Source organism: Paraburkholderia sp. JHI869, from assembly GCF_038900775.1.
Classification (GTDB): domain Bacteria; phylum Pseudomonadota; class Gammaproteobacteria; order Burkholderiales; family Burkholderiaceae; genus Paraburkholderia.
In genome coordinates this window covers 59,681-82,644 of the sequence record NZ_JAYMSC010000020.1, presented here as the reverse complement: position 1 = coordinate 82,644, position 22,964 = coordinate 59,681, and the positions used below count along the sequence as shown (strand labels likewise).

Sequence of the window (22,964 nt, the reverse complement as noted above, 5' to 3'; positions counted from 1 at the left end):
AACGTGTACGCCGGCCCTCGCGCCGGCAGGAAGTGAGATAAGCATGGCCCTGATGATTACCGACGAGTGCATCAATTGCGACGTCTGCGAGCCCGAGTGCCCGAACGACGCAATCTCGATGGGCCCGGAAATCTACGTGATCGACCCGAAGAAGTGCACCGAATGTGTCGGCCATTTCGATGAGCCGCAGTGCATCCAGGTGTGCCCGGTGGAGTGCATTCCGAAGAATCCGGAGCATGTCGAGTCGCCCGAGCAATTGATGCAGAAGTACCACGCGCTGACGGCGGCGAAGAACAACGCCTGAATCGCTGGATCCTCCGGAAATAAAAAACGCGCCAACTGGCGCGTTTTTTATTTCATCTTGCCGCCTTCTTACGCGACGATGGCCTTGAGCGCATCGACGAGCGTATCGCACTCGGCGTCAGTGCCGATCGAGATGCGCAGATGCTGGTTCACGCGCGGCGCGTTGAAATGGCGCACGAAGATCTCTTTTTCGCGCAGTTTGGCCGAAATTGCGGCAGCGTCGTGCGCGGGATGCTTCGCGAACACGAAATTGGCCGCCGAAGGCACGACTTCGAAGCCGAGCGCCGTGAGCGCGGCCGTCAGGCGCTCGCGGCTTGCGATCACGCGCTCGCTCGTCGTCTTGAGCCATTCGGCGTCTTCGTATGCAGCCGTAGCGGCAGCTTGTGCGAGGCGGTCTAGCGGGTACGAGTTGAAGCTGTCCTTCACGCGGTTGAGCGCGTCGATGAGATCGGGGTGACCGAACGCGAAGCCCACGCGCATGCCCGCGAGCGAGCGCGATTTCGAGGTCGTGTGCACGACGAGCAGGTTCGGATAGCGGTCGATCAGCGCAATTGCCGACTCGGCGCCGAAATCCACATAGGCTTCGTCGATCACCACCACCGATTCCGTATTCGCGGCGACGAGCCGCTCGATTTCCGCGAGCGGCAGCGCGTGACCCGTAGGCGCATTCGGATTCGGGAAGATCACGCCGCCATTCGGCTTCAGGTAATCGTCGACGCGAATTGTGAACTGCTCGGTAAGCGGCACCGTGCGGTACTCGACCTCGTAGAGCCGCGCGTAGGTCGGGTAGAAGCTGTAGGTGATGTCGGGAAAGAGGATCGGCTTGTCGTGCTTGAGCAGCGCCTGGAACGCGTGAGCCAGTACCTCGTCCGAGCCGTTGCCGACGAACACCTGCTCCGCGCGAATGCCGTGATGCGCGGCCACAGCGGCGCGCAGGCGTTTCGCGACAGGGTCGGGATAGCGGCGCAGCGACTCGCCCGTCTCGGCGAGTTCGTGGCGGATCGCCTCGAGCACGCGCGGGGAGGGCGCATACGGATTCTCGTTGGTGTTGAGCTTGACCGGCTTCGCGAGCGCGGGCTGTTCGCCCGGCACGTAGGGCACGAGCCGGTTGACGATGTCACTCCAGTAACGACTCAAGACGCTCTCCTTGTTTCAACCATTGCGATGCAACTGCATCACCGCGCGTTCGGCCTCGCCCTTCACGAACGTCGGCATCACTGCCAGCGCGCGCTCGATCGATTGATCGATGACATCCTGCTCCTCGCGGCGCGGCGGCTTGAGCACGAAGTTCGCGACATCGGGCTTGGCACCGGCGCGCGCGCCTTCGGGAATCAGGTCGCGCGGATGGCCAATGCCGATCCGCAAACGCCAGTACTGCTGGGTCGAGAGATGCGCGGAAATGTCCTTCAGGCCGTTGTGGCCGCCGCTGCCGCCGCCGAGCTTGAGCTTGACGGTGCCGGGCGGCAGGTCGAGTTCGTCGTGCGCGACGAGGATCTCATCGGGCAGGATCTTGAAGAAGTTCGCGAGCGCGACGACCGATTGCCCCGAGCGGTTCATATAGGTCTGCGGCTCAAGCAGATGCACTTCCTCGCCGTACAGGCGCGCCTTCGCATAGTGGCCGTGGAAGCGCCGCTCGTCGCGCAGCGTCGTGCCGGCTTCGCGCGCGAGCTGGTCCACGAGCCAGAAGCCCGCGTTGTGGCGCGTCGCCGTGTATTCGGCGCCCGGATTGCCGAGCCCGACGATCAACCTGATCATTGTGGTGTTCCGCCTGCGTAAATCGTTGAGTCGACCCGCAAGTGTACGGAAGAGTCGAAAAGAGTGCGAAAAAAAACCCGCCGGGGCGAACCGCGGCGGGTCACGTCGTCCGCTTCAGGGAAGCGGATCGAGAGGATCGGCTCGTTGAAGCCGCTGCGATTACTCTGCAGCCGGCGCTTCTTCGCCTTCAGCAGCCGCTTGGGCGCCAGCCGGCACAGGTGCCGACACGACGACCGGGTTTTCAGCTTCCACGTGCGAGACGAGCGTCACGCCGGCGGGCAGCGTGATGTCCTTGGCGTGCAGCGACTGGCCAGCTTCGATCTTGGCGAGGTCGACTTCGAGGAATTCCGGCAGTTGGGCAGGCAGGCACTGAACTTCGATTTCAGCCAGAACGTGCGAGATGATCGCGCCACCCGTCTTCACAGCCGGGTTGGTTTCCTGGTTCATGAAGTGCAGGGGCACCTTCGTGTGGATCTTCTTGTTCGGATCCACGCGCTGGAAGTCCACGTGCAGCACGAGCTGACGGAACGGGTGGTATTGCACGTCGCGCAGCAGAACTTGTTGCGACTTGCCGGCCACTTCGAGGTCGAGGATCGACGAGTGGAAGGCTTCCTTCTTCAGGGCGTGCCACAGCGCGTTGTGGTCGAGTTCGACCAGTTGCGGCTCCGAACCCACACCGTAGACGATGCCAGGGGTCTTGCCAGCAATGCGCAGGCGGCGGCTCGCACCCGTACCTTGCAGGTTACGCTCGAAAGCGATGACTTTCATTTGATTCTCCAATGCACTGCCCGCGACCAGGCAGTAAAACGGGGCCCGCATTTTAAAACGCAGAGCAGAACGCCTGCGTCAGGGCCCCCAGCGATGCAGCGCGAACCTTCGTCCGCTCGCGCCGATTACGTACAAAAGCGCGGCGTTCTTGCGAACACCGCGCCTTGCGCGTCAATTCTTTTTAGCTTTCCGCGAACAGCGACATCACCGAGTCGCCGCGACGGATACGCGAGAACGTTTCGGCGAGGAGACCGGCGCTCGTGAGCGAGCGGATCTTCGCGCACGAACGCGCTTCGGCGCCCAGCGGAATCGTGTCGGTGACAACCAGCTCGTCGAGCTCCGAAGCGGCGATACGCTCGCCTGCGCCACCCGAGAGAACCGGGTGCGTGGCGTAAGCGAACACCTTCTTGGCGCCGCGTTGCTTCAGCACTTGCGCTGCCTTGCAGAGCGTGCCGGCGGTGTCGACCATGTCGTCCATGATCACGCAGGTGCGGCCTTCGACTTCACCGATGATGTTCATCACTTCGGCGACGTTCGCCTTCGGACGACGCTTGTCGATGATGGCGAGATCGCAATTCAGTTGCTTGGCGAGCGCACGGGCGCGCACCACGCCGCCGACGTCCGGCGAAACGACCAGCAGGTTCTCGTGATTCTGCTTGCGCAGATCGCCGAGCAGCACGGGCGTTGCGTAGATGTTGTCGACGGGAATATCGAAGAAGCCCTGAATCTGGTCGGCGTGCAGATCCATCGTGATGATCCGCTCGACGCCCGCGATTTCCAGCATGTTCGCCACGACCTTCGCCGAGATGGCGACGCGCGCCGAACGGGGGCGGCGGTCTTGACGGGCATAGCCGAAGTAGGGGATTGCTGCGGTGATCCGGCCTGCGGATGCGCGCTTGAGCGCATCGACCATGATCATCAGTTCCATCAGGTTGTCGTTGGTCGGCGCGCAAGTCGACTGAAGGACGAAGACGTCCTTGCCGCGCACGTTTTCCTGGATTTCGACCTGGATTTCACCGTCGGAAAAGCGGCTAACCATAGCCTTGCCGAGGGGAATACCGAGGATCTTGACGACTTCCTGGGCAAGCGCGGGATTTGCGTTGCCAGTAAAAACCATCAGGCCGTCATGGCTGCTCATCATGCACCTGCTGCGGACTTGGGGGGGCGAGAGGAACTACTTAGGCGAACTGCTCTGGGTAACCCACAGAACGAACTGCCTGGAATATTTGGCAGGGGAGGAAGGACTCGAACCCTCGCATGCCGGAATCAAAATCCGGTGCCTTAACCAACTTGGCGACTCCCCTACACTCAACTTCGAGCCTGGCTGACCGGTAGGTCGATCAACCACGCAAAACTATGCCGCGAAAGCGAAGAGTGGATGCGTATCCAGACTCGAGGCTACCGCGCTTCTCCAGTCCGGTTGTTCCGCAAGCAGTTTGGCTTGTGCCGATTCTGCTTCGGACCGACTGGCGAATGCTGCAAAAACGCTGGCACCCGATCCGGTCATCCGCGCTGGTGCGATGCTGTTCGAGACACTCTCAAACCATCGAAGCACCTGCGCTACTTCCGCGTATTTTCCTGCGACAACCGCTTGCATATCGTTATGACCGAAGCTTTCTGGCCATCCGTTCTGCGTTGCTTGCTGTGCAAGAAAGACTGCTATTGTGCAGGCCTTTGTGTCCCTTGTCAATGATTTTTCCGAAAAAATCTCAGCAGTAGGAACATGAACCCGCGGCGTCACGACCAAAAAATGACGCGGGGGCAATTGTACAGCCTCCAACGCTTCGCCAACACCCTCCGCGAACGCATTTTTTCCGAACACGAAAAAGGGCACATCCGCGCCCAGCTTGAGTGCGAGCGCCTGTAGTTCTTCGCGCTGCAGGTTGAGCTTCCACAGGCGATTCAGTGCGAGCAGCGTTGTGGCTGCGTCCGAACTGCCGCCGCCTAGACCCGCGCCCATCGGCAGACGCTTTTCGATATCGATCTCGACGCCCTCGCTCGTGCCCGTGTGCTCCTTGAGCAGCAGCGCGGCGCGCACGGTCAGGTCTTGCTCGGCAGGAACGCCCTCCACTTCTACGGTGCGCGTGATGCGGCCGTCGCGGCGGCGCGTGAAATGCAGCGTGTCGCCCCAGTCGAGCAACTGGAACACGGTCTGCAGATCGTGATAACCGTTGGGGCGGCGACCCGTGATGTGCAGGAAGAGATTGAGTTTCGCGGGCGCGAGACAGTCGCGCAGCGAGTCCTGGGTTTCGATCATGATGCTCTAGGGATGATGCCTGGATCCTGGCCGGCGCGTGCCGGCCAGTTATTGCCGATGATGGGACGGCCCGCTTACTGGTCGAGCACGAGCTTGATCTGGAGCGGCGGATCTTCGCGCGTGAGATTGACGCGCTTCACGCCGGTGGCGGGCGAATCAGCGTACGCGACGTAATCGATGGTCCAGCCGTCCTGCTCAATTTGCGAAAGCCGTTGCGGATTCTGCGGGTCGGGCGTTGTGCTCGCGTGCGACGTAGGCGCGACCGAAGGCTGCAGCCAATAGCGCAGCCCTTCCACCGGCAGCGCGAAGCCGAGCGCCTGTTGCATGAGCGTGCTCACGTTGTCGGCGGTGAGCGGCTGGCGGTTAGGCAGTTCCAGCGTCGCTTGCGCCGGCGCCGACGTGACGAGCGCGAGCGTCTGGCCGAGCGGATTGAGCAGTTGCAGCGTCACTGTCGAATCGGTCTCGTGCCACTCGAAGTTGCCGTATGCGTTGCGCTGCTGGCCGTTCTGGTCCACGTACTGCACGGCGAAGCGGCCGTGATAGGCGCGGTTCGTCTGCGTAGTGAGCGAGGTCGTGGCGTTCGCAGTGGACGGCTGGCGCGGCGGTTGTTGCGTGGCGCAGCCCGCGAGCACGAGGAGCGCCGCCGCCGCTGCGCCGAGCGACGCGCGCCGCGCGAAGCGGGCTGCGCGCGCAGCGGGGAGGGCCATCGGGGATACTGAAGTGAACAAATCTGCCATCAGAGATCGTTGACCTGAAGGCGCTTGAGCGTCTTCAGGAGCGTGTCGTTGTCGGGTTCGAGCTTGCGGGCCTCGCGCCAGGCGGCGCGTGCGCCGTCCTGGTCGCCGTTTTTCCACAGCACTTCGCCAAGGTGCGCGCCGATTTCCGCGTTCGGCTGGAGGCTGTAGGCCTTGCGCAGGAGCTTGATCGCGTCGGCGTTGTCACCCATGCGGTATTTCACCCAGCCCACGCTGTCCATGATGAACGCGTCGTCCGGTGCGAGCGCCGAGGCTCTTTCCACCAGTTTGTCGGCTTCCTGCAGGCGCTGGTTGCGGTCTGCTAGCGAGTAGCCGAGCGCGTTGTAGGCCTGCGGATTGTCGGGCTGCGTCTTCATCAGCTTGCGCAGCTGCGCTTCCATGACGTCGTAATGGCCGGTTTTTTCCGCGGCCATCGCGTAGTCGTAGGTGAGGTCCGGGTCGTCCGGGAAGTCGGTGGTCGCCTTTGCAAGCCGTGCCTCGGCCTCCGCGTAGCGTTTCGCGTCGAACAGGATCGCGGCGTCGGTGCGCGCGATCAGCGCCTGGTCGCGCGGATCGTCGGCCTGGATGCTCGCGAGCTGGCGGCGCGCGTCGTCGGTCTTGCCTTCCTTGTCGAGGATCTGCGCGCGCGTGATCTGGGCCGGCACGTACTGCTGGCTGTTCGGCTGGATCTTGTCGAGCCATTTCTGCGCGCCGGCATCGTCCTTCTGCTCTACCGACAGCTGCGCGAGGTAGATATAGGCCTGGCCGGGGTCTGCGGCCGGATTCTTCTCGGCAAGCTGCGCATATTGCGTCAGATACTTCTGCGCTGCGTCGAACTTCTTCTGCTGCACGCTGATGAGCGCGAGCGCCATGAGCGGCATCAGGTCGTTCGAGTTGTCCTTGTGCAGGATCTCGAACTGCTTTTGCGCGTCATCGAGTCGGTCGGAGGCGAGATACGTCTGCGCGAGCGCAAGACGGCCTTCGCGCGACTTCGGGTTCTGCTGGACATACTTTTCGATCGACGCGATGCCTTCGGCGCGCTCCTCCGGCCCCATCTGCGCGAGCATCAGCGCGGCGGGCAGGTAGTCGGGCTTGAGCGTGAGCGCCTGCTCGAACGACTTGCGTGCGCCGGGCGTGTCGTCGGCGAGCAGTTGCTGGCGGCCGATTGCGAGCTGCGCCTCGGGACGGTTCATGTCGTCCTTGAGCAGCGCCTTGAGCACATTCAGGCCGCCCACGCGGTTCGGGCCGCGCGAAAGCAGAAGCTGCAGCGAGAGGATCGCCTGGCCGCGGCTGTCGGCCGGCACTTTGGCCAGTTCGCGTGCGAGCAGCGGCTGGGCGTCGTCGGGCTTGCCGGCGAGCACGAGCAGCGAGGCGTCTAGCTGCGCCGCGCGCTCGGAATCGGGCGCGTACTGCTGCCAGAGCTGAACCGCGGTCAGCGCGTCCGACGGGCTTTGCGCCGCGAGCGCGATTTCGGTCGCGCGCTGCGCCATGCGCGGGTCGTGCGTGTCGCGCGCGAGCGCGAGATACGTTTGAAAGGCGGGCGCAGGCTGGTCGCGCTGCAGCGCGATTTCGGCGGCGAGCACCTGGAAGACGATCTGGCTCGACAGCGGAACGCTCGGCAGATCCTTCTTCTCGTCGGGCGAGGCGGGGCCGAAAGCGTCCGGCATGGTGACGGAAGTGTCGTCCGTGTCGGGGGACGGATCCTGCGCATATGCGCTCGACGTGGTCAGCGCCCAGGCGGCGAGAACCGCGGCGCCAACGAGGCGACGGGCGAAGGCGGCAGGCACGCGGGGCGTCGCGGGACGCTTCGCGAACAGCTTAACGAAAGACAGTTCCATGGAATTCCGTCGAATGTTTCGGTCGATTGTAACGCGCTGGCTACAATACGCGCACAACGCGCACACACGTTTACGCAAGTTGCAGACCAACCCGGACCAGCATCCGAATCAGGCCGCCAGACATGCCAGAGTTGCCAGAAGTTGAGGTTACCCGAAGGGGGATCGAACCGTGGGTCGCGGGCCGCCGCGTTGAGCGTGTGGAGGTGCGCAACCCCTCATTGCGCTGGCCCGTGCCGGCCACGCTCGCGCGTACGCTGCGCGGCCGCACGATCCGTTCCGTGGGGCGGCGCGGTAAATATCTGTTGTTCGAGGTCGACGAGGGCTGGTTCATCGTGCACCTGGGCATGACCGGCACGCTGCGCGTGCTGCGCAATCTGCCCAAGCCGCCGGCCGCGGAGAAGCACGATCACGTCGACTGGTTTTTCGACGACTTCACGCTGCGCTTTCGCGACCCGCGCCGTTTCGGGGCGGTGCTCTGGCACCCGCGCGAGGCTGGCGACGTGCTCGGCCACCCGCTGCTGGCGGGGCTCGGCATCGAGCCGTTCACGCCGGCCTTCGACGGCGCGCTGCTCTTTCGCGAGACACGCGGCCGCAAGGTGGCGGTCAAGCAGGCGCTGCTTGCGGGGGATATCGTGGTGGGTGTCGGCAATATCTACGCGTCGGAGAGCTTGTTCCGCGCGGGCATCCGGCCGACGACCCCAGCCGGCCGCGTTTCGCTCGCGCGCTACGAACTCCTCGCGGACGCCGTGCGCGCCGTGCTCGCCTCGGCCATCGAGAAGGGCGGCAGCACGCTGCGCGACTTCGTTGGCAGCAATGGCGAAAGCGGCTATTTCCAGCTCGAATACTTCGTTTATGACCGCGCGGGCCAACCCTGCCGCGTGTGCGGCACGCCGATCAAGCAGATCGTGCAGGGCCAGCGTTCCACTTATTTTTGTCCGCGCTGCCAGCGCTGACCGCAAGCTTTTACATGTACCGAACTTCGTCCACTTCTGCGCCGCTGCCGGCTGGCGCATATCCCGCTGAGCTCCTCACCGGCTTCGCGCCGCGCCTGATCGCCTGGCAGCGCGAGCACGGCCGTCACGACCTGCCCTGGCAGAATACGCGCGACGCGTACCGCATCTGGCTCTCGGAAATCATGCTGCAGCAGACTCAGGTCTCGACCGTGATTCCGTACTACGCGCGTTTTCTCGAGCGCTTTCCCACGGTCGAAACGCTTGCCGCCGCGCCCGACGACGACGTGATGGCGCTCTGGGCCGGCCTCGGCTATTACTCGCGTGCGCGCAATCTGCATCGTTGTGCTCAGGTCGTCGCTGAAACTCACGGCGGCAAGTTTCCGTCGACGGTCGAGGCGCTTGCTGAGCTGCCAGGCATCGGCCGGTCGACTGCGGCAGCGATCGCGTCGTTCGCGTTCGGCGCGCGCGAGACGATCCTCGACGGCAACGTGAAGCGCGTGCTCGCGCGCGTGTTCGGTGTGGAGGGTTTTCCGGGCGAAAAGCGCGTGGAGAACGCGATGTGGACGCTCGCGGAATCGCTCGTGCCGGGTCCCAAAGCGAACGACGCCGACGTCAGCGCGTACACGCAGGGCTTGATGGATCTCGGCGCGACATTGTGCGGGCGCGGCAAGCCTGACTGCGCGCGCTGCCCGTTCGCCGACGACTGCGTAGCGAATACGACCGGACGTCAGCGCGAACTGCCTGCCGCGCGTCCGAAGAAGGCCGTGCCCACGCGGCGCACGTGGATGCTCGTGCTGCTCGACGGCGACGCTGTGATGCTGGAAAAGCGCCCGCCATCGGGTATCTGGGGCGGTTTGTGGAGCCTGCCCGAAGCCGCTGATGAACCGGCGCTGGCCGAGCGAGCGCGCGACTTTGGCGTGACGCCCGAGCGCGCGGCGTCAAGCTCCGCGCTCATGCCGCTCACGCACACATTCACGCACTTCAAGCTCGACATCGAGCCGCGCGTGATCGAATTGAAGCGCAGCGCTGCGCCGCTCGAAGCGAACGATGGACAGACCGCATGGGTGTCGCTCGGCAATATCGACGCGTATGGCCTGCCCGCGCCGGTGCGCAAGCTGCTCGATGGTTTGCGTGGACCGCTGATCTGAATCAGCGAGAGAGCAGCATCAAAGCAATTGATGCTGCTGCATGTAGTGATGCACGATTTCGATACGCGCGCCCGCGTCGTTCAGCTCCATGAGCTTCTGACGCGCGCGTAGCGCGATCGGCAGCACCTCGGCGAGACGGTTCGATACCCACGAGGGATCGTCGAAGCGGAACGGCTCCGCAAACGGCAGGCTCGCCGGGTCGCGCTCGCGGATCGTCGCGATGATGCGCTCGAGCACTTCCGCACACGCGCCGAATTGCGCGAGCTGTTTGCCGCCTTCCAGCGGAATGTCTTCGGGGATCAGTTCGGCCATGCCGACGAGCAGGCCGTCGGCTTCCACGCGATGCGAGAGCAGCTGAAAGCGCTGCGTGCCATGCGCCTGAATATGCAGCATGCCGACGGTCTCGACATCGCATTGCTCGATGAGCGCGAGGCAACCAACGGGTTCGGGCACGGAGGTCTCGTCCGGCAGTGCAACTTCGGCGCCGCTCTTGAGCAGACACACGCCGAACGGCGTGTGCTCGCGCAGGCACTCGCTCGCCATGTCCAGGTATCGCGCTTCGAAGATCTTGAGCGGCAGCAGGCCGCCAGGGAAGAGCACCGTATGCAGCGGAAACAGCGGCAAATCGGCAAGCACGGCAGGAGACGAGGACATGGCGCAACGCTTTCGGTTAAGGGCCGCGCGATGCGCAGCCGGTTAGGCGATCAGCCGTGACGACTCTCCGACATCGAGAGGCGCGTCGCGGTGACGCACGATAACGTTCGACTCGCCGGCAAAGCGCGTGGCGAGTGTCTGGGCGATGTACACCGAACGATGCTGGCCGCCCGTGCAGCCAATCGCAACGGTGAGATAGCTGCGGTTGTCGGCGCGAAAATGCGGCAGCCATTTCGCGACGAATCCATAGACATCGTCGATCATTTCGTGGACGGCCGGCTGCGCATTCAGAAAGTCGATCACGGGTTGATCGAGACCGGTGAGTGGACGCAGCCGGGCGTCGTAATGCGGATTCGGCAGCGTGCGAACATCGAACACGAGGTCCGCGTCGAGCGGCACGCCACGCTTGAAGCCGAACGATTCGAACGTGAGCATGAGCGAGCCCCGCTCACCTCCGACGAACACCTTTACCCACTGGCGCAGCGCATTCGAACTCAGGTTACTCGTATCGACCTGATGGCCGAATTCGGCGAGGTTCGAAACGAGTTCGCGCTCGTGCTCGATCGCTTCTTCGAGTGACTTGAGCATGCCCACGTTCGCGTCATGCGCAGCGGAGCCCGAGAGCGGATGGCGGCGCCGCGTTTCCGAGAAGCGCTGGATGAGCGCCTGTGTGCTCGCGTTGAGGAACAGCACGCGCACGTCGTGGCGAAGCGCCAGGTCGCGGATCATCTCCGGCATGTCGTCGAACGACGAACTCGAGCGCGCATCGATAGCGACGGCGAGGCGTTCGTAGCCGTCGTCGCTGAGATATTGCGCGAGTTGGGGCAAAAAGCGTGGCGGCAGATTGTCGACGCAGTAGTAGCCGGCGTCTTCGAGCGCATTGAGCGCCACTGACTTGCCGGAGCCCGAAATGCCGGTGATCAGGATGATACGCATGGGAGAGTCGATGAACCCGATTGGGTCATCATAGCATCCGATCCGCACGCCTGTATTGGCTCTCCGGGCCGCAGGCGCTTGTTTCGAGGGCGCGCGCGGGGAGATTCGCGCGCCTCTACAGGCGTCAGATCAGCTTGCCGGGAAACTGGCTGTCGGGGTCCTGCATGGCGAGACGCTGACGGTCCATGAAGTCGCGCAGCGTGTCGATGCCGCGCAATTGCAGGATCGTGTTGCGCACGGCGGCCTCGACCAGCACGGCGAGGTTGCGGCCCGCGGCCACCTGGATCGTGACCTTGCTGATGGGCAGGCCGAGCACGTCCACGGTCTGACTCTCCAGCGGCAGACGCTGGAACTCGCCGTCCGGGCGGCGCACGAGTTGCACGATGAGCTTGAGCTTCATCTTCCGGCGCACGGCCGTTTCACCGAAGATCGTCTTGATGTCGAGCAGACCGAGGCCCCGCACTTCGAGCAGGTTCTGCAAAAGCGGCGGGCAGCGGCCTTCGACAAAATCGGGGCCGAGGCGCACGAAGTCCACGGCGTCGTCGGCCACGAGGCCGTGGCCGCGGCTGATCAATTCCAGACCCAGTTCGCTCTTGCCGAGACCCGAGTCTCCAGTGAGCAGCACACCCATGCCCAGAATATCGAGAAACACGCCGTGCAGCGTCGCGCGCGGCGCAAGAATGCGCGACATGTAGAGGCGCAGGCTGTCGATCACCGTGGCCGCGGACATCGGCGTGGTGAAGAGCGGCGTGGACGAGCGCGTACAACGCAGCACCAGTTCGGGTGGCGCCGTCATGCCGTCGGCGACCACGAGGAACGGCGGCTCGAGCGCGATCAGTTCGGCCATATGGCGCGAGCGGTCTTCGTCGGTTTGGCGCTGGTAGTAGTGGATTTCGGCGTCGCCGAGCACCTGAATGCGGTTCGGGTGGATGAGGTTCAAGTGGCCGACGAGGTCCGCGCTCGCCGTGGCCGTGGCCACCGTTTCCGTCGAAAAGCCGCGTTCCCAGCCTTCGTGCCCCGTCAGCCAGCTGAGCTTCAGCGTGGTGGCGTTGTCGTCGAAGATGCTTTGGGCGTTGATGCTGGAAGTGTCCATGAGTCGGTGACTCCGCGAGATGGCTCGCTTAACTGCTAGCTAAATGAACCGCTTAACCTGGATGCTGGATGCTTAACGGCTGCCGGCGTTTGCGCTTGAACCCTGCAACGAGCGTCGAGCGCGCGCTTTCAGGCCGCGCGAACCGCGACCGCGCCACGCAAGACGCCGCACGTTACATCAAGGTTGCCACTGGGTGAGCAGGCGATGCAACGTTTCGCGGTCCTCTTCGGTATGGAGGCGCTCACGCGTTTCGCGATCCGACAACAGTTGTGCGATCTCGGACAGGATTTCAAGGTGCTGCTGCGTGGCCTGTTCGGGCACGAGCAGGAAGATGAGGAGCGAGACGGGCTGACCGTCTGGCGCTTCGAAGGCGATCGGCTCGGCGAGGCGCACGAAGGCGGCCTGCGGCTGCTTCAGGCCCTTGATGCGGCCGTGCGGGATCGCGACGCCTTCGCCGAGGCCCGTGGAGCCGAGGCGCTCGCGTGCGAAAAGGTTGTCGGTGACCGTGCTGCGGGCGATGCCGTTCTGGTTTTCGAAGATCAGGCCAGCCTGTTCGAAGACGCGTTTCTTGCTGGTAACGGACAGGCCGACGACGACGTTCTCGATGGGAAGTATTTTGGCTAAACGATTCATGTTGGCAGGCGAAAACGTGGCCTGAATGCTCCACACCCCGACAGCTTCACGCCTTGGCGGAAGCTTTGGATCTGACGACGAAGCCCGGTACCGGGACCGTGGGGACCTGTTGGCGCGTTAGACCCCGTAATACGACTGGACCATTATAGAACAAGCGTCCACGCCGATGGTGCGATGCGCCACGCATGAGCGCAACCCTCGTTGCCCGGTTGCACCCAGCGGTAAAACCCTGCGTTGCGCTGACTTCCGGTTGCTCACGAAAAAGCCGCCCGGTTCGGGCGGCTTCGCTTCGAGGGGCGGAGGATGAACTATCGACTCCAGCCCCGGTTAGGACACTGTGGGATCACTGCGGCGGGATTTCGATGATGGGCGCAGGCTGGTGCTTGATCGCCTCATGTTGATGTCCCTGCACGCGGTCCTTGTGACGTACGACCTGGCGATCGAGCTTGTCGACCACGAGATCGATGGCGGCGTACATGTCGCCGTTCGCGCTCTCCACAAATATGTCCTTGCCTTTCAGATGAAGGTTCACTTCAACCTTCTGTCTCTTATCCTTTTCCTTGTGGTTGTCGACCGAGAGGACCACATTGCCATCGATTACCTGATCGAAATGTCTTAGCACCCTGTCCAGTTTGGTGATCACGTATTCTCGCAACGCTGGCGTTACTTCGAGATGGTGTCCACTGATCTTCAGATTCATAGTGCTTCTCCAGGCTAATGGCCGCGCGACGCGTGAAGTGCGGCAATGCCGGTCGACTGTCTGCCAGTGCGCGGCTCCCCGAAAGGCCTGCGACGGCGGGCTAACTCGGCCGGCCATGTCCGCCCAACGGGCGTAGCGGCCGGAAAACGCCTGCTCCGTGAAAGCCGGAACAGGCTAAAGAGACTTGCGCAGATTGACCGCCGGAATCTTCAGCGCCTCACGGTACTTCGCAACTGTGCGTCGCGCGACCACGAAGCCCTGTTCCGCCAGCAGTTCGGCTATGCGGCTGTCTGAAAGAGGAGATTTGGTGTTCTCGGCTCCTATGAGTTGCTTGATGAGGGCACGGATGGCGGTGGAAGATGCAGCGCCCCCGGTGTCCGTCGATACATGCGATCCGAAGAAGTACTTAAATTCAAGTGTCCCGAATGGAGTCAGCATGTATTTACCGGTTGTCACACGCGAGACAGTTGATTCGTGTAGGCCCAGCGTATCAGCAATCTCCCTCAAAACCAAGGGGCGCATGGCGATTTCGCCGTGCACGAAAAAGTTCTTCTGACGCTCCACGATTGCCTGCGCGACACGCAGGATCGTCTCGAAGCGCTGCTGGATATTCTTGATGAGCCAGCGTGCTTCCTGCAGCTGTTGACGCAGCGAACCGCTGCCCGGGTCGCCCCGGTTGTTGCGCAGAATATTCGCGTACAGATGGTTGATGCGCAGCTTCGGCACCACCTCCGGGTTCAGTTCCGCATGCCAGTTCTGGCCGGCCTTCTTCACGATGATGTCCGGCACCACGTAATCGGCTTCGGCCTTGCCATACGACGCGCCCGGGAACGGTTCGAGCGAGCGGATCAGCGCATGTGCATCGCGCAGTTCGTCGTCGCCCGTCTTCAGTTGTTTGCGCAACCGCGTGAAGTCGCGCGCGGCGAGCAGTTCCAGATAGTTCGACACGATCTCGAGCGCGAGCGTGCGCGTGGGCGACGAATTGACGCGCAGCAGCTGCAGCTTGAGGCACTCGGAAGCCGAACGCGCGCCCACGCCGGCGGGGTCGAAGCTGTGCAGCAGCGCTAGCGCCGCGTTGAATTCGTCGGCGTCGACTTCTAGTTCTTCGGGTATGTCGGCAAGAATTTCCTCACAGGTCACGCTGAGGTAGCCGTCTTCGTCGAGCGATTCGATGAGGAACGTGATGAGCGCCCGGTCGCGCTGGCTCGCGTTCGTTTCGCGCAGCTGCGCCATGAGATGGTCGCGCAGCGTGGTGGTCGATTCGTGGATTTGCAGCGGCGGCAGGTCGTCGTCGTCGGAGGCGTTGCCGGAGCGGCCGTAGTCGTCCAGATTCCACTGGCTCGCCTCGCCGTTCGAGTCGCCGCCCAGGCCGTCGTACTCGTCCACGCCTCGCGGCTCGCTTTCGCTGTTCTCGCCGCTGCCGTTAGATGCTGTGCTCGAGCTGTTCGCGCCCTGCATCGGTTCGGCGCCGGAGGGCGTGGGCGGCTGTGCGATGACCGAGCCGTCCGCGGCCACGCGCAGCGGGCTCGCGATCCAGTCGTCCTCGTTCTCGAGCAGCGGGTTCTGCGAGATCGCCGTGGCGACCTCCTGCTGCAGTTCGAGCGTCGACAGCTGCAGCAGCCGGATGGACTGTTGCAGTTGTGGCGTGAGCGCAAGATGCTGCGAGAGGCGGAGTTGGAGGCTGGCTTTCATGGCGGTGTGCGAACCATTGTAAAGAGTTTGCCACGCGGACGAAACCACAGGGCATTCGCAAAAACGAGCGTGCGCCGCGCCGGTGCGTGCCCGGAATTTGGTGCGCAAACAGGGGGCGCTGCTCGTCCTGCCATGCACCGTTTTGGGGGCAAGGTCGATACAGCGGAGTTACACGGGGAAACGCGAAAGATGAGACCGGAAAAACGCGGAAGCGGATTGCGCTCGCCCGGTGGATGCTGCGGGACAGCGGTGAGCGGGCGCGCGCGGTGTGCGATGCGCGCCCCGGGGCTTACATGCGGAAGTGCTCGCCGAGATAGACGCGGCGCACGTTCTCGTTCTCGATGATCTCGCCGGGCGCGCCGGCCGCGAGCACGCTGCCGTCGCTGATGATGTACGCGTGGTCGCAGATGCCGAGCGTTTCGCGCACGTTGTGGTCCGTGATCAGCACGCCGATGTTGCGCTGCTTGAGGAACTTCACGATCTTCTGGATTTCCAGCACGGCGATCGGGTCGACGCCCGCGAACGGCTCGTCGAGCAGGATGAAGCTCGGGTCGGTTGCGAGCGCGCGCGCGATTTCAACGCGACGACGCTCGCCGCCCGAGAGCGACAGCGCCGGGTTCTCGCGCAGGTGCGCGATCTGCAGCTCGTCGAGCAGCGCTTCGGCGCGCTCGGTGATGACGTCTTTCGACAGACGTTTGCCGTTGCCGTCCACCTGCAGTTCGAGCACCGCGCGGATGTTCTCCTCGACGGTGAGCTTGCGGAACACCGAAGCTTCCTGCGGCAGATACGACAGGCCGAGCGCCGCGCGCTTGTGGATGGGCAGCAGGCTGATGGAGCTGCCGTCGAGATCGATCTCGCCGGCGTCGAGCGGCACGAGACCCACGATCATGTAGAACGAGGTGGTCTTGCCGGCGCCGTTGGGGCCGAGCAGTCCGACCACTTCGCCGCTTTTCACGTCGAGCGAAACGTCCTTGACGACGGTGCGCGAGCCATAGCGCTTCTTCAGGTTGCGCACGACGAGCGTGCTCGTCTTGCCGGCCAGCTGGCGGCCGTAGCTTTGGGGGGCGGTGATGGTATTCACTGTGGCGGCGCTTCCTGCAGCTTGGTGGACGGCGTGAGCGCGGCCGGGGCGCCGGCCGCGGGCTGTGCACCCGTGGTGGTGTTGCGCGGCGAGAGCATGGCGCGAACGCGGCCGCCGGGGTTGCCGGGACCCGCGACGTCCTTGCCGGAGCGCGCCGTATAGAAGTCGTTCTGGCCATCGTACGTGACGACGCTGCCGTGAACCTGATCCATTACTGTCGAGAGGCCTTGCAGGCGGCGCACCGTGGCGCGCGTCGTGAGCGTGGTGAGGTCCTGCTTGCCGTCGTAATCGATGCGCTCGGCCGTGCCGTCGACGTATTCGTCGAGGCCTTCGCGCTTCTGGCGGAAGTAGGCGAGCTTCTCGGCGGGCGTGCCCGGCGCGACGGTGCCGGTCGCGAACTGGTAGCCCTGCGGGTCCTGCGTGACGACGAGCCTGTCCGCCTTGATGAGGATCGTGCCCTTGGTGGCGACCACGTGGCCGGTGAAGACGGTCTGCTGCTTCAGATCGTCATACGTCATGTTGTCCGCTTCGATATTGAGCGGCTTGTCCTTGTCGGCGCGCTCGGCGTGAGCCGCGGGCGCGAGGCCGGCGAACAGCAGGGCGCCGGCGAGCGCCATCAGCGCCGCGAAGCGTGCGCGGCGCGCGTCGGGCGAACGGCCGTTCAGTGGACGGGGAAGCGAATCGTTCATGCAATCGTGCCTTGCGTGGACGGCCCGGCGTTCAGGACGAGCCGCCGGAGTCAGCCGGGGCGATGGCTCCACGGACGTTGCCGAAGAGCTGGATGACCCGGGAGACATTGTTGTAGTTCATGCCGCTGGTGGCCGTCATGACCGACTGGCCGCGTCGAAGTTTAACCGGCTTTTCAGTCAGGATCACATCGTCGTTCACGAGCACTTTGAAATGCTCGGAATCAGCCTGCATTTCCGGGTCGCCGGCGCCAGCCGCGCGCAGGATGCGCGCGTTGTCGTACAGATTGACGATCGAGGCGTCGGCGTTGACCGTGCCGCGCAGCCCCGTGGCCGTGACGATCGGCTTGCCGGGCTGGAAGGCGCGCACGGCGGGGTTCGTGAGGTCGCTGTTCTCGTCGTCCTCGTAGTGAACCATGTGCGTGGCCGTGAGCCGGTACTGCGTGGCGCCCGACTGGTCGAGCTCGGACACCGAGAAGTTGTCGGCGAAATAATCGGGCGTATGCGTGAGCGGACGCGGCGCCGCCTCCTTCTCGCGCGGCTGGACGGCCTGCAGCAGCCACCACGTGAAACCGGCGAGCGCGGCGACGCACACGAGCGGCACGAGCGAAGTGAGGCGGAACTTCTGGTTCATCGCGGCATCCCGGCGAGCGGCGCGCAGGCCGCGGCGAGCAGGGCGTCGTAGCGGTTCTGCGCGCGCAGGATCAGGTCGGTGACTTCGCGCACGGCGCCGTGGCCGCCCGTCTTGTCGGACACCCAGTGGGCGCGCGAGAGCACGTCAGGATGGGCGTTCGCGGGCGCGGCGGCGAAGCCGACCTGGAGCATCACGCCGAGGTCGGGCCAGTCATCGCCCATGTAGCCGCACGCTTCGGGCGCAATGCCGGTTTGCGAGAGCAGCTCGGCGAACGCCACGCGCTTGTCTTCCGCGCCTTGCCACAGGTGCGTGATCTTCAGTTCCTTCGCGCGCACGGCGACGATCTCCGAGCGACGTCCGGTGATGATGGCCGTGTCGATGCCGGCTTCGCGCAGGAGCTTGGCGCCGTGGCCGTCGAGCGAGTTGAACGCCTTCATCGTGTCGCCCGCGCCGGTGAAGAGCAGACCGCCGTCGGTCAGCACACCGTCGATGTCGAAAATCATGAGGCGCACGCGCGCGGCGCGTGCGGTTGCGTCGAGTGGGGTAGCCATCAGATCACCTTCTTGGAGAACAGGTCGTGCATGTTGAGGGCGCCGATCAGCGTGCCCTCGGCATCGACAACCAGCATCTGATTGATGCGATGGCGCTCCATCAGTTCCACAGCTTCGACAGCAAGTTGGTCCGGGCCGATGGTGCGCGGGCCTTTCGTCATGACCTGCGCGATCGGCAGGTCGCGGAAATCGCCCACGCGCTCGAGCACGCGGCGCAGGTCGCCGTCGGTGAAAATGCCTTGCACGTGGCCGTCGGCGTTGACGACCGCCGTCATGCCCATGCGCTTGGCCGTGAGCTGGAAGAGGGCGTCGCGCACGGTGACGTCGTCGCGCACCTTCGGAATTTCGTCGCCCGTGCGCATCACGTCGCGCACGTAGGTCAAGAGGCGCCGGCCGAGCGCGCCGCCCGGATGCGAGCGCGCGAAGTCGTCGGCGCCAAAGCCGCGGGCGTCGAGCACCGCGACCGCAAGCGCGTCGGAAAGCGCGAGCGCCGCCGTCGTGCTGGCGGTGGGCGCGAGGTTCAGCGGGCAGGCTTCCTTCTCCACGCCGGCGTCCAGATGCACGTCGCAGAGCTGGCCGAGCGTCGATTGCGGGCGATTGCCCGTCATGCCGATGAGCTTCGCGCCAATGCGCTTGACGAGCGGCAGGATCGCCACGAGTTCTTCGGATTCGCCGGAATTCGACAGGCCGATGAAGACGTCGTCGGCGGTGACCATGCCGAGGTCGCCGTGGCTCGCTTCCGCCGGGTGCACGAAGAACGCCGGGGTGCCCGTGGAGGCCAGCGTGGCCGCGAGTTTGCGGGCAATATGGCCCGATTTGCCGATGCCGGAAACGACCACGCGTCCGCGGCAACTGAGGATAAGGTCAACCGCGCCGACGAAGTTGTCGTCGAGCCGGTCGCGAAGCCCGCGCACGGCGTCCGCTTCGATGTCGAGCACGTTGCGAGCGAGCTTCAGCGCCCGGTCGCCATTGATTTTCGCTATCATCCGCGGAGTATAGCAAAGGCGTCTGCGCGCCGCGCCAGCGCCCCCAGCGCCAAAACACCGTGCGCGAGCCGCCTGGCTTGCCCAGCCGTTTCTCCGTAGCCCTTCCCATGTAGCCGCCTTTGCGTCGATCATTGACCCGGCGCGGGGCAGAATTTGCATCGCCGGTACCGCTGACGAACGAGGACGCTTCACACGATGATCTCCCCGCTGGAAATGACGCTGTTCCTGCTGCTCGCCTCGGTGGTTGGCGTCGTGCTGTTTCGTTATCTGAATTTGCCGCCGATGCTCGGCTATCTCACGGTCGGCATTCTCGTGGGCCCGCGCTCGCTCGGCATCGTGCCGGACACGCACGGCGCGCAGAATCTGGCCGAGTTCGGTGTCGTGTTCCTGATGTTCTCCATTGGCCTCGAGTTCTCGCTCTCGAAGCTGCGCGCCATGCGCCACGCCGTGTTCGGCCTCGGGCTCTCGCAGGTGCTCGGCACGATCGTGGTCGCGCTGTTGCTCGGGCTCGTGCTGGAGCCATGGGTGCATATCACGTGGCAGGCGTGCGTGGCGCTGGGCGGCGCGCTCGCCATGTCGTCCACGGCTATCGTCAGCAAGATGCTTTCCGAGCGGCTCGAGATCGAGTCGGAGCATGGCCGCAATATTCTGGGCGTGCTCCTGTTCCAGGATCTGGCCGTGGTGCCGCTTCTCATCGTGATCGCAGCGTTCGGCGGCTCGGGAGCGTCGCTCGTCGAGTCGCTCGGCACGGCGGCGGTGAAGATCGTGCTCGCGCTCGGCATTCTGCTCATCGTCGGGCAGAAGTTCATGACGCGCTGGTTCAACGTCGTCGCGCGGCGCCGCTCGCAGGAGCTGTTCGTGCTCAACGTGCTGCTCGTCACACTGGGCGCGGCGTTCATCACCGACAAGTTCGGCCTCTCGCTCGCGCTCGGCGCGTTCATCGCGGGCATGCTGATCGCCGAGACGCCGTACAAGCATCAGGTGGAAGAAGACATCAAGCCGTTTCGCGACGTGCTGCTGGGCCTCTTCTTCGTGACCACGGGCATGCTGCTCAACCCGCACGTGATCTGGCAGCACCCGATCATGGTGGCGGCGTTCTTCCTCGGGCCGGTCGTGCTCAAGGCCGTGCTCATCACGGCGCTCACGCGTATTTTCGGCGCTTCGCCCGGCGTGGCCATGCGCACGGGCCTCGGTCTCGCGCAGGCCGGCGAATTCGGCTTCGTGCTGCTGAACCTCATTCTCGACAAGCATCTCGTCGATCCGACGCTTTTGCAGGCGATTCTCGCGGCGATGCTGCTGTCGATGCTCGCCGCGCCGTTCCTGATCCAGAACGCCGACCGCATCGTGCTGCGCCTCTCCTCGACGGAATGGATGCAGCAGTCGCTGATGATGACGCGCATCGCCACGCAAAGCATCAAGCAAAGCGGCCACGTGATCGTGTGCGGCTATGGCCGCGCGGGGCAGAACCTCGCGCGCATGCTCGAATACGAGGGCCTTTCGTATGTGGCGCTCGACCTCGACCCGGACCGCGTGGCGGCGGCTGGGGCAGCGGGCGAGTCGGTGGTGTTCGGCGACGCGGCGCGGCGCGAGTCGCTCGTCGCGGCGGGCATCCACCGGGCGGCTGCGGTGGCGATCACGTATGCCAACACGCAATCGGCGTTTCGCGTGCTCCATCACATTCACGAGCTGGAGCCCACCTTGCCCGTGATCGTTCGCACGGTGGACGACGCCGATCTCGAACGCCTGCTCGCGGCGGGCGCGACCGAGGTGATTCCGGAGATCGTGGAAGGCAGCCTCATGCTCGCCTCGCACATGCTGGTGCTGATGGGCGTGCCGATGCGGCGCGTGGTGCGCCGCGTGGAGGAGCTGCGCGACGAGCGCTACAGCCTGCTGCGCGGCTACTTCCACGGCACCGACGACGTAGGCGAGGACGGTCACGAGCAGGTGCGGCTACAATCCGTACCGGTCGACGAGCGCGCCGACGCCGTGGGCCGCACGCTCGCGGAACTGGGTCTGTTCGACCTCGGCGTCGAGGTGACGGCGATACGCCGCCACGGCATTCGCGGCGTGGAACCGGACCCATCGACCAAGCTGCGTCAGGCAGACATCGTCGTGCTGCGCGGTTTGCCCGAGCAGCTTGCGCAGGCCGAAGAGCGGCTTTCGCGGCATCGCAAGCCGGGCGCAGCCGGCGCGGGCGCGGCGGCGGCCTGATACTGATACGCCTCTGAAGCCGTCATTGCGAAGTCCAGCTTGCGGGGTCCCGCCCCGTTTAAGCGGTCCTGCCGTCGTTTATTCATTCAGTCACTAGCGTCACTACCCGGAGAAATCATGTCCAACGCACCTGCGAACCCGAGCGCTGAAGCCGCCCAGTTCGTGAAAAGCCTGATCCGCACGGTGCCCGACTGGCCTGCGCCGGGAGTGCAGTTCCGCGATATCACGCCGCTCATCGGTCATCCGAAGGGCCTGCGCGTGCTGATCGACCTGTTCGTCGAGCGCTATGTCGATGCGAAACTCGACTACGTGGCGGGGCTCGACGCGCGCGGCTTCATCATCGGGCCGATCGTCGCGTATGAGTTGAACGTGGGCTTCATTCCGATCCGCAAGATCGGCAAGCTGCCGTACAAGACCGTTTCCGAGACCTACAAGCTCGAATACGGCGAAGCGACTGTCGAGATTCACGAAGACGCCTGCGGCAAAGGCGACCGCGTCGTGATCGTCGACGACCTGATCGCCACGGGCGGCACCATGATGGCCGGCAAGCTGCTGCTCGAACGTCTGGGCGCAAGCGTTGTGGAAGGCGCCGCGATCATCGACCTGCCGGATCTGGGCGGTTCGAAGCTGCTTACCGACGCAGGCCTGCCGCTCTTCACCGTGACCGCCTTCGGCGGGCATTAATCGCCACCGAACCCCGAACGCACACCGCCACGAGTCGATCTCATGCCGAATTTCGCACTCTTTCTCGCTACGTCCATCGCCATCACCTTCGCGCCGGGCCCCGACAATCTGCAGGTGCTCGCGCGCGGCATTTCGCAGGGCCGCGCCGCCGGTCTCGTGGCCGCGCTCGGCTTTGCCGCGGGCGTGACGTTCCACATCACGCTCGCCACGCTCGGCGTGGCCGCCGTGCTGCGCTCGTCGCCGCTCGCATTCCAGATTCTCAAGCTCGCGGGCGCTGCGTATCTCGTGTGGATCGGCGTGAAGGCGCTGCGCAGCCAGGGTCTCGCCGCCGCCGGCGACCGGCCGCGCCAGCCGCTTTCCGCGATCTTTCGCCAGAGCGTGCTCGGCAACATGATGAATCCGAAGGTGACGCTCTTCTTCGTCGTGTTCCTGCCGCAGTTCGTCGATGCGCATGGCGCGCAGAGCGTCACGCTGCAGATGCTCGAACTCGGCCTCGCGTTCATGGCGCAGACGGTCGTGGTGTTCTCCATTTTCGGTTTGTGCGCGGGCACGATCGGCAGCTGGTTGAAGCGCCGTCCGCGTGCCGGCCTGTGGCTCGATCGCTTTGCCGGCCTGACCTTCATCGCCATTGGTATTCGCATCGCCCTGCGCGACTGATCTACGGAGT

At 64.4% G+C, this 22,964-nt stretch carries 24 protein-coding genes and 1 tRNA gene; 6 read left to right on the top strand and 19 right to left on the bottom strand.

Annotated elements, in window-relative coordinates; genetic code table 11:
- The first annotated feature begins 43 nt into the window (after positions 1 to 43).
- Complete coding sequence (locus tag VSR72_RS28565) at positions 44 to 304, top strand: YfhL family 4Fe-4S dicluster ferredoxin (protein WP_069264882.1); 261 nt, start codon at positions 44 to 46, stop codon at positions 302 to 304.
- 68 nt (positions 305 to 372) lie between these two features.
- Here VSR72_RS28565 and hisC read toward each other — a convergent pair whose 3' ends face one another.
- The 8 genes from hisC to VSR72_RS28525 all read right to left on the bottom strand — a co-directional run bounded on the left by hisC (position 373) and on the right by VSR72_RS28525 (position 7,655).
- Positions 373 to 1,440 carry a histidinol-phosphate transaminase gene (gene hisC / locus VSR72_RS28560; protein WP_342955686.1) on the bottom strand — a complete coding sequence of 356 codons (1,068 nt, stop codon included), beginning with the start codon at positions 1,438 to 1,440 and terminating at the stop codon, positions 373 to 375.
- A 15-nt stretch (positions 1,441 to 1,455) separates the two neighbouring features.
- On the bottom strand, positions 1,456 to 2,058 hold the full coding sequence (gene pth, locus VSR72_RS28555; protein ID WP_342955685.1) for an aminoacyl-tRNA hydrolase: 603 nt from the start codon (positions 2,056 to 2,058) through the stop codon (positions 1,456 to 1,458).
- Positions 2,059 to 2,217: 159 nt separating this feature from the next.
- Positions 2,218 to 2,826, bottom strand: a complete 609-nt coding sequence (locus VSR72_RS28550) for a 50S ribosomal protein L25/general stress protein Ctc (protein ID WP_342955684.1) — start codon at positions 2,824 to 2,826, stop codon at positions 2,218 to 2,220.
- 181 nt (positions 2,827 to 3,007) lie between these two features.
- Complete coding sequence (locus VSR72_RS28545; protein ID WP_342955751.1) at positions 3,008 to 3,964, bottom strand: ribose-phosphate pyrophosphokinase; 957 nt, start codon at positions 3,962 to 3,964, stop codon at positions 3,008 to 3,010.
- An 89-nt stretch (positions 3,965 to 4,053) separates the two neighbouring features.
- Positions 4,054 to 4,130, bottom strand: a tRNA-Gln gene (locus VSR72_RS28540).
- 50 nt (positions 4,131 to 4,180) lie between these two features.
- Positions 4,181 to 5,083 carry a 4-(cytidine 5'-diphospho)-2-C-methyl-D-erythritol kinase gene (gene ispE / locus VSR72_RS28535; protein WP_342955683.1) on the bottom strand — a complete coding sequence of 301 codons (903 nt, stop codon included), beginning with the start codon at positions 5,081 to 5,083 and terminating at the stop codon, positions 4,181 to 4,183.
- 74 nt (positions 5,084 to 5,157) lie between these two features.
- The gene (lolB, locus tag VSR72_RS28530) at positions 5,158 to 5,790 is read right to left on the bottom strand and encodes a lipoprotein insertase outer membrane protein LolB (RefSeq protein ID WP_342955682.1); all 633 of its coding nucleotides are present in this window, start codon (positions 5,788 to 5,790) and stop codon (positions 5,158 to 5,160) included.
- Positions 5,791 to 5,819: 29 nt separating this feature from the next.
- Complete coding sequence (locus tag VSR72_RS28525) at positions 5,820 to 7,655, bottom strand: tetratricopeptide repeat protein (RefSeq protein ID WP_342955681.1); 1,836 nt, start codon at positions 7,653 to 7,655, stop codon at positions 5,820 to 5,822.
- A gap of 122 nt (positions 7,656 to 7,777) precedes the next feature.
- Between VSR72_RS28525 and mutM the strand changes: the two genes are divergently transcribed.
- Positions 7,778 to 8,608 carry a bifunctional DNA-formamidopyrimidine glycosylase/DNA-(apurinic or apyrimidinic site) lyase gene (gene mutM, locus VSR72_RS28520; RefSeq protein WP_342955680.1) on the top strand — a complete coding sequence of 277 codons (831 nt, stop codon included), beginning with the start codon at positions 7,778 to 7,780 and terminating at the stop codon, positions 8,606 to 8,608.
- A gap of 14 nt (positions 8,609 to 8,622) precedes the next feature.
- Positions 8,623 to 9,756 carry an A/G-specific adenine glycosylase gene (gene mutY, locus VSR72_RS28515; protein ID WP_342955679.1) on the top strand — a complete coding sequence of 378 codons (1,134 nt, stop codon included), beginning with the start codon at positions 8,623 to 8,625 and terminating at the stop codon, positions 9,754 to 9,756.
- 18 nt (positions 9,757 to 9,774) lie between these two features.
- Here mutY and VSR72_RS28510 read toward each other — a convergent pair whose 3' ends face one another.
- The 11 genes from VSR72_RS28510 to kdsD form a co-directional block, all read right to left on the bottom strand.
- Positions 9,775 to 10,410, bottom strand: coding sequence for an LON peptidase substrate-binding domain-containing protein (locus VSR72_RS28510; protein WP_342955678.1), 636 nt, complete (start codon positions 10,408 to 10,410; stop codon positions 9,775 to 9,777).
- A 42-nt stretch (positions 10,411 to 10,452) separates the two neighbouring features.
- Positions 10,453 to 11,346 (bottom strand): RNase adapter RapZ, encoded by an 894-nt coding sequence (gene rapZ, locus VSR72_RS28505; protein WP_342955677.1) that lies wholly within the window; start codon positions 11,344 to 11,346, stop codon positions 10,453 to 10,455.
- Between the two features lie 124 nt (positions 11,347 to 11,470).
- Positions 11,471 to 12,439: an HPr(Ser) kinase/phosphatase gene (gene hprK, locus VSR72_RS28500; RefSeq protein ID WP_028201859.1), complete on the bottom strand. Its 969-nt coding sequence runs from the start codon at positions 12,437 to 12,439 to the stop codon at positions 11,471 to 11,473.
- Between the two features lie 177 nt (positions 12,440 to 12,616).
- On the bottom strand, positions 12,617 to 13,072 hold the full coding sequence (gene ptsN, locus VSR72_RS28495) for a PTS IIA-like nitrogen regulatory protein PtsN (RefSeq protein WP_028201860.1): 456 nt from the start codon (positions 13,070 to 13,072) through the stop codon (positions 12,617 to 12,619).
- A gap of 343 nt (positions 13,073 to 13,415) precedes the next feature.
- Positions 13,416 to 13,772 carry a ribosome-associated translation inhibitor RaiA gene (gene raiA, locus VSR72_RS28490; RefSeq protein ID WP_028201861.1) on the bottom strand — a complete coding sequence of 119 codons (357 nt, stop codon included), beginning with the start codon at positions 13,770 to 13,772 and terminating at the stop codon, positions 13,416 to 13,418.
- A gap of 174 nt (positions 13,773 to 13,946) precedes the next feature.
- On the bottom strand, positions 13,947 to 15,464 hold the full coding sequence (locus VSR72_RS28485) for an RNA polymerase factor sigma-54 (protein WP_342955676.1): 1,518 nt from the start codon (positions 15,462 to 15,464) through the stop codon (positions 13,947 to 13,949).
- 289 nt (positions 15,465 to 15,753) lie between these two features.
- Complete coding sequence (gene lptB / locus VSR72_RS28480) at positions 15,754 to 16,536, bottom strand: LPS export ABC transporter ATP-binding protein (RefSeq protein WP_342955750.1); 783 nt, start codon at positions 16,534 to 16,536, stop codon at positions 15,754 to 15,756.
- Between the two features lie 5 nt (positions 16,537 to 16,541).
- On the bottom strand, positions 16,542 to 17,234 hold the full coding sequence (gene lptA, locus VSR72_RS28475) for a lipopolysaccharide transport periplasmic protein LptA (RefSeq protein ID WP_342955675.1): 693 nt from the start codon (positions 17,232 to 17,234) through the stop codon (positions 16,542 to 16,544).
- 31 nt (positions 17,235 to 17,265) lie between these two features.
- Entirely contained in the window at positions 17,266 to 17,865 is a 600-nt protein-coding gene (gene lptC / locus VSR72_RS28470; RefSeq protein ID WP_042269979.1) for an LPS export ABC transporter periplasmic protein LptC, read from the bottom strand.
- Positions 17,862 to 18,416, bottom strand: coding sequence for an HAD family hydrolase (locus tag VSR72_RS28465; RefSeq protein WP_342955674.1), 555 nt, complete (start codon positions 18,414 to 18,416; stop codon positions 17,862 to 17,864). The genes lptC and VSR72_RS28465 overlap by 4 nt, the downstream gene beginning before the upstream one ends.
- Positions 18,416 to 19,402 carry an arabinose 5-phosphate isomerase KdsD gene (kdsD, locus tag VSR72_RS28460; RefSeq protein WP_342955673.1) on the bottom strand — a complete coding sequence of 329 codons (987 nt, stop codon included), beginning with the start codon at positions 19,400 to 19,402 and terminating at the stop codon, positions 18,416 to 18,418. Before kdsD ends, VSR72_RS28465 begins: the two co-directional genes overlap by 1 nt.
- Positions 19,403 to 19,597: 195 nt before the next feature.
- Between kdsD and VSR72_RS28455 the strand changes: the two genes are divergently transcribed.
- From VSR72_RS28455 to VSR72_RS28445, 3 genes are all read left to right on the top strand, one after another.
- Positions 19,598 to 21,613 (top strand): cation:proton antiporter, encoded by a 2,016-nt coding sequence (locus tag VSR72_RS28455; protein ID WP_342955672.1) that lies wholly within the window; start codon positions 19,598 to 19,600, stop codon positions 21,611 to 21,613.
- A gap of 117 nt (positions 21,614 to 21,730) precedes the next feature.
- Positions 21,731 to 22,297, top strand: coding sequence for an adenine phosphoribosyltransferase (locus VSR72_RS28450; RefSeq protein ID WP_342919438.1), 567 nt, complete (start codon positions 21,731 to 21,733; stop codon positions 22,295 to 22,297).
- Positions 22,298 to 22,339: 42 nt separating this feature from the next.
- On the top strand, positions 22,340 to 22,954 hold the full coding sequence (locus VSR72_RS28445) for a LysE family translocator (protein WP_342955671.1): 615 nt from the start codon (positions 22,340 to 22,342) through the stop codon (positions 22,952 to 22,954).
- Positions 22,955 to 22,964 lie beyond the last annotated feature (10 nt).